Below are 9,829 nucleotides of genomic sequence, written 5' to 3'. Positions count from 1 at the left end.
GTTGACACCCTTACTGACAAAGAAAAAACTGAAATCAAGTCAGGATAAGGGTTGGAGTGCTTACTGCAAAAATTGTTAAGAAAGATCCCTATAAGGGATAGCTTGATAAGGGGGGTGTCTGACAGTTTTTAACACCTAACTACTTAAGCTTGTTGGTAGTGAGGATCAATTGCGATTAATTTATTAACAGTTTGATAGAATTCCTGCTGATAAAATTCCCGTTGATTGCTGTCGAGAGCATTAATTAATTGTTCTTGACAGTAGCGACGATATTCCATTAAACTAATTTTTTCCAGAGCTATAATAGCATTTTTTATCTGTTCTTCTGGCTGAAATATTTCTTGACTGGTATGTTCATTTAAGTGAAATAAAGAATTGAAATCACGATTTTTGTCTGTAGTTATCATCAATAAATGATTCTGTAAAGCTGACATCAAATCTCTTGGTTTAGTAATTTGGGTTTCTAACTCTAGAATTACTTGCCATAACCAACGATAATCAGGGACATTAAAAATTAAATCTTTTTCATCCAAAGATTCTAAAATTATTTCCCGATATTCAGGATAATGGAGATAGATTAATAATAGTAACCATTCGGCTGCTTCTGAGCCGTTTTTTTCGGATTTATCTAAGATGCTTTTCCTCTTGATTGCCAGAGATTTTCCCTGTGGACGGTGAGCTTCGTCGAACCGAGGTTTATTAACCTGTTTAGAGAGATTTTTTAAAATATATGGCAAACGAGTAGCATCTTTTTGAGCCAAAATTTCAGCACAATAATCTAGATAAAAAGTGCGTTGATTGCCATCGATTAACTTTTGCAGTAAACTCACCATACTGCTAGACACTTGTTGAAAATGTAGTCCCTGTTTTAAATCTTTGTTCACCAACATTTGCGATATTTGCCAATCAATCCAAAAAGGAGATTTTTCGATCAGTTCTCGATAACTAAGATATCCGTCAGCACGAGATTTAAGAAATTCATCGGCATCTTTACCATCGGGAAGATTGAGGATTTTTAGGTTAACTTGTCCTGAATAAACTAGGGAGTTAATTTCCTCGATCGCTCTTTGTGTCGCTTTAATTCCCGCTTGATCAGCATCAAAATTAAAGATTATTTGTTTACTTTCACTGTAGCGCAAAAGTAATTTAATTTGCTCTTGACTTAAAGCTGTTCCTAAACAGGCAACCACATTAGTAATACCAGCAGCATGGAGAGCGATTGCGTCAAAATAACCCTCGACAACTATCGCTAAATCTTGCTGAATAATTGCCTGTTTAGCTCGATCGAGAGCAAAGAGAGTTTTTCCTTTTTCAAATAGAGGAGTATCGGGAGAATTTAGATACTTTGGTTGTTCATTACCTAAAGTGCGACTACCAAAAGCGATCGCCCGTCCTTGACTATCAAAAATAGGAATCATTAAACGATCTCGAAATTGATCGTAATAACCACTACCATTTTGACGCGCTTTAATTAATCCCGCTTGTTCCACTAAAGCCACAGGATAGCGCTTTTGTTCCACTAAATAACGATAGAGCGTTTCCCAACCTTCTGGAGAATATCCCAGTTGAAAAGTTGTGATAGTTTCTGGGGTTAGTTGTCGTTGTACCTTGAGATAATCTAACGCTTTTTCCCCTTGGAGTTGACTAAGGGCGTGTTGATAAAAACTCACCGCCACGGCCATTATTTCGTATAATTGTTCTTTGAGGGATAATTTCTGTTCTAATTCCTGACGCTGTTCTACTGCTAGAGTTTTAATCGGGATTTGATACCTTCTAGCAAGATCGAAAACCACTTCACTAAAAGATTGTTTCCCCACTTCCATGAAAAATTTAATCCCGTTTCCCCCCGCACCACAGCCAAAACAGTAATACATTTGTTTGGCAGGACTAACCGTAAAACTAGGGGATTTTTCCTCGTGAAAGGGACATAAACCGACGTATTCCCTTCCCCTTTTTTTGAGGACGACTCTCTCGGAAATTAAATCCACAATATCAATTCTTTGTTTAACTTCTTCGATCGTATCTGGATGTAGTCTCGGTGTATCCATAATCAGTTATCAGCAGTCAGGAGTCAGATGTGAGTTTTAAGTGAGCAGTATATATTAAGTGAGCAGTATTAAAGCTGATCACTGAAAAATCTCCCCAACACCTACCACCCCCACTAACACCCTTTTTGACTCCCGGAAATTCGCACCCATAAGTAATAAGAAAGGACTTGACTTTGGCGGGGGCTTGTGCTACGCTTTTCTTATAATGGTAATCTGTGCAAATCCCGTTTAACTCAAATATTTCAATTATGAATAAAATCTTTTAAAAATATTATCTCAAAATCTCCCGACAAAAGCAAGCAAAATTTTGCCAATAATTGTTAAGTTTTGTTAAAAAGAAATGCAGAGACGGGCAGGAAAAGAACTGATTACTGATCACTGAAAAACTTCCCCACTGCGATGGCTGCATTTTGTCCTCCGAAACCGAAACTAAGACAGAGACAATTGTGCAGGGAAAAATTAACAGCCGATCTAATTAAATTTAATTGAAAAGGCGACTCGCGCACACCGACACAGGGGGGAATTAGCTGATTTTTCAGAGCCATTAAACAAAAAGCCACACCTAATGCCCCCGAAGCCCCTAAAGTGTGTCCTGTTGCGCCTTTTGTCGAGCTTACAGCCACTTGCGAACCAAAAATGCTGGCGATCAGGTTTGCCTCCCGTTCATCGTTTAAACGGGTGCTAGTGCCGTGGGCGTGAATGTAATTAATTTCATCTTTTCTTAATTGACTTCTGTGCAAACATAGTTCTATGGCTTTGGTAGCACTACGATTATCGACCGCCGGGGCGCTAACATGATCGGCATCACAGGTAAAACCATAGCCCAAAATTTGCCCGTAGATGGGGGCATTTCTGCTTAAAGCCAGTTCTTCCGATTCAAGGACTAAAATTGCGCCACCTTCGCCCAAAACTAAGCCCTCCCTAGCTCTATCAAAAGGATAACAGCCCGTTTTCGCCAAAGCTCCCATCTGTTCAAATCCCACCAGAGTTAAGGGAGTGATCGGAGTTTCGATCGCCCCGGCTAAAACTCGATCGCATTCTCCCATTTTGATTAATTCTATACCCTGAGCGATCGACCAGATGCCCGTGGCACAGGCCGCCATGGGTGCTAAGACTGGGGCGCTGGTTTCTATCAATCTAGCGGTCAATACCGAGGCGCGATCGGGTAAACTATCTAACCAGTTTTCTACTATTCCCGTCGCTGCCATCCGTTCCCATAAACCCTGACAACCGCGACTAGAACCGATAGTGACAGCACAATCCTTTAAGGGAGGGGTTAACTTCGCGTCTTCGAGGGCAGCAATCAGGGCAATTTTGGTTAAATCCTCTAAAAATGCTGGTTTGTGACCGATTAAACCCAGGGGTAACGCGGGTAAATCAGAAAAGGGTTGTTGTCTAGTTATACCAGTTTTGCCCTCTAGTAATCTTTGCCAACTCTGACTTAAATTTCCCAGAGAACTGATCAACCCAATTCCCGTCACCACAACATTCATTGATCAGTTATCAGTTATCAGTTATCGGAATATTAAATGATTGGGTGGGTGACGGCGAACATTAAATTATCGTCCCGCGAACCCACCCAATCTGAGGGCTATTTTTTCAGATTTTCTGCACCGGAAATAACTTTGGCCGAGTCAATTTTATCCCCTTGTTTAATCGTATCGATCACTTCCATTCCCTTAGTGACATAACCAAAAACGGCATAATCACCATCGAGGAAATTGATATCCGACAGGGCAAAATAAAACTGAGAAGAAGCGGAATTAGGTTGTTGAGAACGGGCCATCGCGATCGCACCGCGTTTATGGGGTAAAGCGACGATGGGAGTGCGCGACGTGGCCTGTTGACCGATTGCTTTCCCATAAATCGGCTCTTTTTCGTCTTTAAGGAGAATTTCTAGGGGAACATAACGAGGTTGCTTGGTTTCTGGATCAACAAAACCACCGGTTCCGCGACCTTGGGGATCACCACCTTGGGCGACAAAAGGCTGCGGTTCTGTAACCACGCGATGGAAAGTTAAACCATTATAAAAACCTCTCTCCACCAGATCCACAAAATTACCGGCAGTAACTGGGGCCGCATTGCCATCAATTTCGATCGTTACCGGTTTACCTTTGATGATCATCTCGACGACAGCAGTTCCATCTAAGCGGGGTTTGTAATTATCCATGTTGACACTGCCCGAACTGGCAGGTTGAGAGGTTTGGGTGATACTAGAATTATCGGGGGTGGAGTTAGCTTCTGGGGAAGAACAGCCGAAAAGTGTGGTCGTTGTGATTAAAAAAACACAAACCACAGACAGCCAGCCAGATTTTCTTATCTTCATCATTTTATAGCCAAAAAGAGCGAAAAAAGGCCTACAATCCCTCTAGAGGAATTTCCAGAAAACGAGCGAGTTCCGCTCCTTGATTTTCCAATTCCGAGAGGGACATGGGATCACCGACGCGAGTTAGAGGGATATCGCGACGCTGTTTAATCCGTAGGAATAGTTCCCGTTTCGGGTTGAGTCCTTCTCGCACTTCGGCCCGCACAGCTTGCGCATCTTCCAGGGGCCAATCGAGATCAATGCGACGATTTTTGCCGGGGTAGCCCCAACGAAAGATTTTAACTTTGCCGGTTTCCTTATTAAACTCGTTGTAACCACCTCCGACATTCCAGAGGAGAGATAACCAGAGATAGATGGCTAAAAGGGTCCCCGCAGTGCCATAAAAGAGGAGGGCGACCCCTTGGGGAATGAATTGTAAGGCACTGGTATCGCTAACGAGAAGTAGATTGACCTTAAAATAACTGGAAAGACCGGCAAGGAGAAACCCTAGACCGCCAATAGAGACGATTACAGCCCAAAAATAGTTACTAGGGCGACGCGCTCCCACTACTTCTTGCCGTAGGATCAGGCTATCTTTACTTGTTGTTTGCGCTTTCATGAATTCTTTTTAAGGTTGCCTAGAGTTATTTTACCAGCTTTTTTCTCGCCACTTCCCCAACCCCGCCCCAGGGATACAGCCGTTGATTTTTCTGAGTGTACCCATGTTTGTCATAATATTTACTTATAGGTGAGTGGGGGAAGTTTAGGGGAAAATTCCCTAATCGTAATTCTCCTCGGCAACAATCATGCGTTATATTTATTCGGGGTTTCCTTAATTTGTACCCAGTAACGGCACATTCAGATACAGCACGGGTTATGGTCTTTTGTCAAGGGGGAAGTCTAATAATAATTATAATTCCTATGTTGATGTTAACTTAGCACCCCACAGACAAGGTGCGTTACATTTTATGGTTCTTCGTTACTTGGTATGGTTCGATAGGGTGGCGTAAATCGACTAAATCCTTATCTGGCAAAAGATTTAATTGATTAGTTCGCTCTAGATCAAAAACAATTGACAAAAATCGCTAAATGCCTTTCTCTATAAGGGTTCCATCCCTTATAACCCTCGTCCATTGCATAAGACAAACCGAAGAACCCATTTTATTAAAGCACCAGGTAATAGCGGCGTGCTGCTACGCAGTGCCTTGGAAACCTCACTATCGTTCAACACTTCTCATCCATCATCCATCTTCTCCTTGCTGCCTCACGATCTAAGTCGAACTTAATTTTGAACTTATTATTCTCCAGAATTTCCTGAATTGATCTAAGCTCATGATCCCCTAAATGGTCTGCTAAATAAGCTTCTATCAAAACCTCCACCAGTTGAGTAATAGTATCTTTCGGCATTTGAATATGTTGCCGAATATAATTTATTGCCTTTCTATCATCGGTCAGCACTTTGCCACCGATACGTCTGGCGACAACAAAACAGGACAGTTCTGCATCACTCGCACGTTTTGATTGAGGGACGTTTGACATCTCAACTAAATCCTCGATCTCTAGAGGAAATGTTGTAATTTCACCATAATCAATTAGTTTTTTGTAATAATTTAAACTATCAGAATGTCCCTGCTCAAATTCTAATTGAACATACACTGTAGTAATCACAGAGTATCCAAGCAATTTAAGAAGATGAAAGCGATTAATGTACATGAAGTGAATAATCGCACAAGTATCGATAGATACTACGCCCATCATTAACTACTGACCTCCAAAAACGTTAGAAGTTCATTTAGAAGCTGATAACCATCTTCCAAAGGTAGCAGTAGCATATCTAGGAGCTTATGGTGAGTAATCTCTCCTCTTCTATATGCCTCCGTACACAAATCAATGAAATGCCAGGATAAACCTTGACGTATAATTTGTGCAGATTTACTTCGCATACCTGAAGATAGCGTCGGTGGAGTCTCAGGATCAAATTTCTCGTCATGTTTAATAACCAAAAGTTTTTCTTGCATTAATTGATCTTTTAAAGCTTCATTGAACCATTTAAGATCAGATAAACGGATAATTACCACTTGAGAACTGACTCGAAATCGTTCAGCAATTTGCCGAATGAGACTAACCCAAGCTTCGTAGCTTTCTGCGGGTGAGTAATCTGACTCAATTCTTTGTTTTGGAACTAGAAAGTTGCCTGCAAAACTATTGGCTCTCCACTCAAGTTTAGACCGATCATTTGAAGATTTTAAGTATGTAACTTCCTGCCCTTCAGAAGAGTCAAATAAAGCATGACAGTACTCATGAGCGGCAGAAAAATTTTGTCGGTATAAATCATCAAGATAGTTGATGAGAATACAGTGACCAGCGACCGGATGGTTAATATATAGTCCAGATATATTTTCATCTTCCAATTGACGTTTGAATATATGAATGCCTTGATTTCTGATTAACTCAAATATATTTTCTACTGGCTGTTGCCCTAAACCCAAACGTTCTCTCTCCAAAGAAGCTGCTTCTTCACCTTGTCTTTTGAAGTAGCTATGATTAAACGGATATTGTGCGTAATTAGGAATTTTTGTAGGCTGACGCTGAAATACTTCCCTTTCTAGGAAATCTTCGTACTCACAAAGCCGAACAAATTCCTGAATAGCAATGCGATCGCTTTTGGAAAGGGCAGCGTTGCGACGAAATATTTCTTGAACTTGGGACTCTGCTGATGGGTAGTCGCCTGTAACTAAGTACCTGAAGTCACGGCGGTACATCACAGATAACAACACCAACTGGTCGCCAGTAATTCTATTCCTGCCTTCTTCAATATCTAGATATTCCTGCAAACTTATTTGAAGACGCAATGCCGACTCTTGCGGAGTAATTGAAAGACTTTCTCGCGCATCCTTGAGCTTTCTGCCTAAAACTACATAATCAAATGCCATCGCTAATGAGAAAAACAGGAATCCAGTCCCATTATATTGGGAGCATTTCATTTATGCAAGTGAGTAATTATATAGTCATTTCAATTAAAGGTGAGATGCTCCCCTATTTCTAGCTCGGATTCACTCTTGCTAAAAATTCTACCAGACAAATAGAAAAAAAGGGAGGTCTAAGAACCCCCCTCAATAGTTAATAATTAGATGACAGCCAAATTAGTAGCGGCCGGCGTTGGGTTTATGAACAATAAAGCTCATGGTTTGACATTGTTTGATGTTGTCAAAAGCGATAACGCGGATGTAGCAATCAGAATACTCGGTGCGGCACTCGCGAACTTCATTAAGAACTTCTTGGGGGCCAGAAACAGAGAATAAAGGCAGTTTCCACATCGTCCAATGATAATCCGCGGGTTTGGGATCTTTTTCAAATTCCACAGCAGGAATATAACCCTGATCGATCATGTATTGAATTTGTTTAGCAATTTGTTGATCGGTGAGGGGGGGCAAGTAGGAGAGAGTTTCGTAACGCTTCTCTTTAGGTAAAGTTTTCATGGGTTTCTTGATTCCTTATGGGTTGGGTAGATCATCAACATCGAGATTTAATTCCGATGTCTCTGGTTGACTTATAGCAGTACGGGTGAGACGTTCCAAAAGTTGCCGACGATGTTCGGTATTGTCATTAATAATTCCCGTTTTTACCATCTCTGGCAAGAACTCTAAAACCTGTTCGGCTAGATGTTCTCTTACCGTCATGATCCGCAAAACTAACTCTTTATTCTCAGTCATTAACCCCGCAATATAGGCCTCGCCATCCTGAATGGAATGGCTAGAAGTATAGTGACTCAGCCAAATAGCCAAAGTCGGATTAGTTTCTGACAATTGATCGATAATCGTGCGAACCGCTTGGTAAGTTAGGTAACTTTGTAAGACTTTCGCGGTATCTTGAACAACTTTTTTCGGATACATTTTATACAGTTTTCAGTTATTGGCTAGACAGTTATCAGTGTTGAAATTCTAGCGACTGCTTGCCGATTTTGGGCAAGTCCCCGGCATTATTTTGCACCGATAACTGCTAACAACCTTCTGAAGGGCTGTATTAGAGGGTATCCATAGCCTCGAACTCGAATTTGATTTCTTTCCAGAGTTCGCAAGCGGCAGCCAGTTCAGGACTCCAACGGCAAGCTTCCCGGATAACGTCGTTACCTTCGCGGGCCAAGGAGCGTCCTTCGTTACGAGCTTGGATACAAGCTTCCAGAGCCACACGGTTAGCGGTGGCACCAGGTGCGTTACCCCAGGGGTGGCCGAGGGTTCCACCACCGAACTGTAAGCAGGAATCGTCACCGAAGATTTCCACCAGCGCGGGCATATGCCAAACGTGGATACCACCAGAAGCAACCGGCATTACCCCGGGTAAGGAAGCGTAGTCTTGGGTGAAGAAAATACCACGAGCGCGATCTTCTTCTACATAGTCTTCACGCATCAGGTCAACAAAACCCATCGTGATTCCGCGTTCACCTTCAAGTTTACCGACAACGGTTCCCGAGTGCAGGTGATCACCACCAGAGAGACGTAAGCACTTAGCTAAAACGCGGAAGTGGATACCATGATTTTTCTGACGGTCGATAACCGCGTGCATTGCCCGGTGAATGTGGAGCAGTAACCCTTTGTCGCGGCAGAATTTAGCCAGGGTGGTGTTAGCGGTGAAACCACCGGTGAGGTAGTCGTGCATGATGATGGGGGTTTTGATTTCGGCAGCGAATTCAGCCCGTTGCATCATCTGCTCGCAGGTAGGAGCAGTTACGTTGAGGTAATGTCCTTTAACTTCGTTGGTTTCTGCTTGGGATTTAACGATCGCCTCTTGTACGAAAAGGAAACGATCGCGCCAACGCATGAAGGGTTGAGAGTTAATATTTTCGTCGTCTTTGGTGAAGTCTAAACCACCGCGAAGACATTCATAAACGGCACGACCGTAGTTTTTAGCGGAAAGGCCGAGTTTGGGTTTGATGGTGCAACCGAGTAAGGGGCGACCGTATTTGTTTAATTTGTCCCGTTCAACGGTGATACCGTGGGGAGGACCTTGGAAGGTTTTGATTAAAGCGACGGGGAAACGGATATCTTCTAAACGGAGACCGCGTAGAGCTTTGAAACCGAAAACGTTACCAACGATCGAGGTGAGGATGTTGGTGACGGAACCTTCTTCAAATAGATCTAAAGGATAGGCAACGAAACAGAAGAACTGGTTATCTTCGTTGGGTACGGGTTCGATATCATAACAACGGCCTTTATAGCGATCGAGGTCGGTTAAGTTATCGGTCCAAACGGTGGTCCAGGTACCTGTGGAAGATTCCGCCGCTACCGCCGCACCTGCTTCTTCAGGAGGAACTCCTGGTTGGGGTGTTACCCGGAAGCAAGCTAGTAGATCGGTATCTTTGGGGGTGTAGTCGGGGGTGTAGTAGGTCAGGCGGTAGTCTTTTACGCCGGCCTGGAAACCTTTGGATTTGGCTTGCACCATTGGGATTATTCCTCCATAAACTGCATGATTAGTCGCA

At 42.7% G+C, this 9,829-nt stretch carries 9 protein-coding genes; all 9 read right to left on the bottom strand.

Annotated elements, in window-relative coordinates; translation table 11 throughout:
* Window positions 1-143: 143 nt before the first annotated feature.
* The 9 genes from dnaG to IM462_RS05440 all read right to left on the bottom strand — a co-directional run bounded on the left by dnaG (window position 144) and on the right by IM462_RS05440 (window position 9,792).
* Complete coding sequence (dnaG, locus tag IM462_RS05485) at window positions 144-2,048, bottom strand: DNA primase (protein ID WP_287701839.1); 1,905 nt, start codon at window positions 2,046-2,048, stop codon at window positions 144-146.
* Between the two features lie 368 nt (window positions 2,049-2,416).
* Window positions 2,417-3,541 (bottom strand): beta-ketoacyl-ACP synthase, encoded by a 1,125-nt coding sequence (locus IM462_RS05480; protein WP_287701841.1) that lies wholly within the window; start codon window positions 3,539-3,541, stop codon window positions 2,417-2,419.
* A 98-nt stretch (window positions 3,542-3,639) separates the two neighbouring features.
* Window positions 3,640-4,377 (bottom strand): peptidylprolyl isomerase, encoded by a 738-nt coding sequence (locus tag IM462_RS05475; protein ID WP_287701843.1) that lies wholly within the window; start codon window positions 4,375-4,377, stop codon window positions 3,640-3,642.
* Between the two features lie 28 nt (window positions 4,378-4,405).
* Window positions 4,406-4,972 (bottom strand): photosystem I assembly protein Ycf4, encoded by a 567-nt coding sequence (locus tag IM462_RS05470; RefSeq protein WP_104395423.1) that lies wholly within the window; start codon window positions 4,970-4,972, stop codon window positions 4,406-4,408.
* 605 nt (window positions 4,973-5,577) lie between these two features.
* A complete protein-coding gene (locus IM462_RS05460) occupies window positions 5,578-6,066 on the bottom strand; it encodes a hypothetical protein (RefSeq protein ID WP_287714926.1) in 489 nt (162 codons plus the stop codon).
* Window positions 6,067-6,110: 44 nt separating this feature from the next.
* On the bottom strand, window positions 6,111-7,337 hold the full coding sequence (locus IM462_RS05455; protein ID WP_287714924.1) for a helix-turn-helix domain-containing protein: 1,227 nt from the start codon (window positions 7,335-7,337) through the stop codon (window positions 6,111-6,113).
* Window positions 7,338-7,496: 159 nt separating this feature from the next.
* Window positions 7,497-7,832 (bottom strand): ribulose bisphosphate carboxylase small subunit, encoded by a 336-nt coding sequence (locus IM462_RS05450; protein WP_002741682.1) that lies wholly within the window; start codon window positions 7,830-7,832, stop codon window positions 7,497-7,499.
* 15 nt (window positions 7,833-7,847) lie between these two features.
* Window positions 7,848-8,246 (bottom strand): RuBisCO chaperone RbcX, encoded by a 399-nt coding sequence (rcbX, locus tag IM462_RS05445; RefSeq protein WP_002732424.1) that lies wholly within the window; start codon window positions 8,244-8,246, stop codon window positions 7,848-7,850.
* A 130-nt stretch (window positions 8,247-8,376) separates the two neighbouring features.
* The gene (locus IM462_RS05440; RefSeq protein WP_002753365.1) at window positions 8,377-9,792 is read right to left on the bottom strand and encodes a form I ribulose bisphosphate carboxylase large subunit; all 1,416 of its coding nucleotides are present in this window, start codon (window positions 9,790-9,792) and stop codon (window positions 8,377-8,379) included.
* Window positions 9,793-9,829: the final 37 nt, after the last annotated feature.

Origin of the sequence: Microcystis sp. M144S2 (assembly GCF_020246065.1) — a bacterium.
GTDB classification, from domain to species: Bacteria; Cyanobacteriota; Cyanobacteriia; order Cyanobacteriales; family Microcystaceae; genus Microcystis; species Microcystis ichthyoblabe_A.
This window is presented reverse-complemented; position numbering and strand designations above follow the sequence as displayed.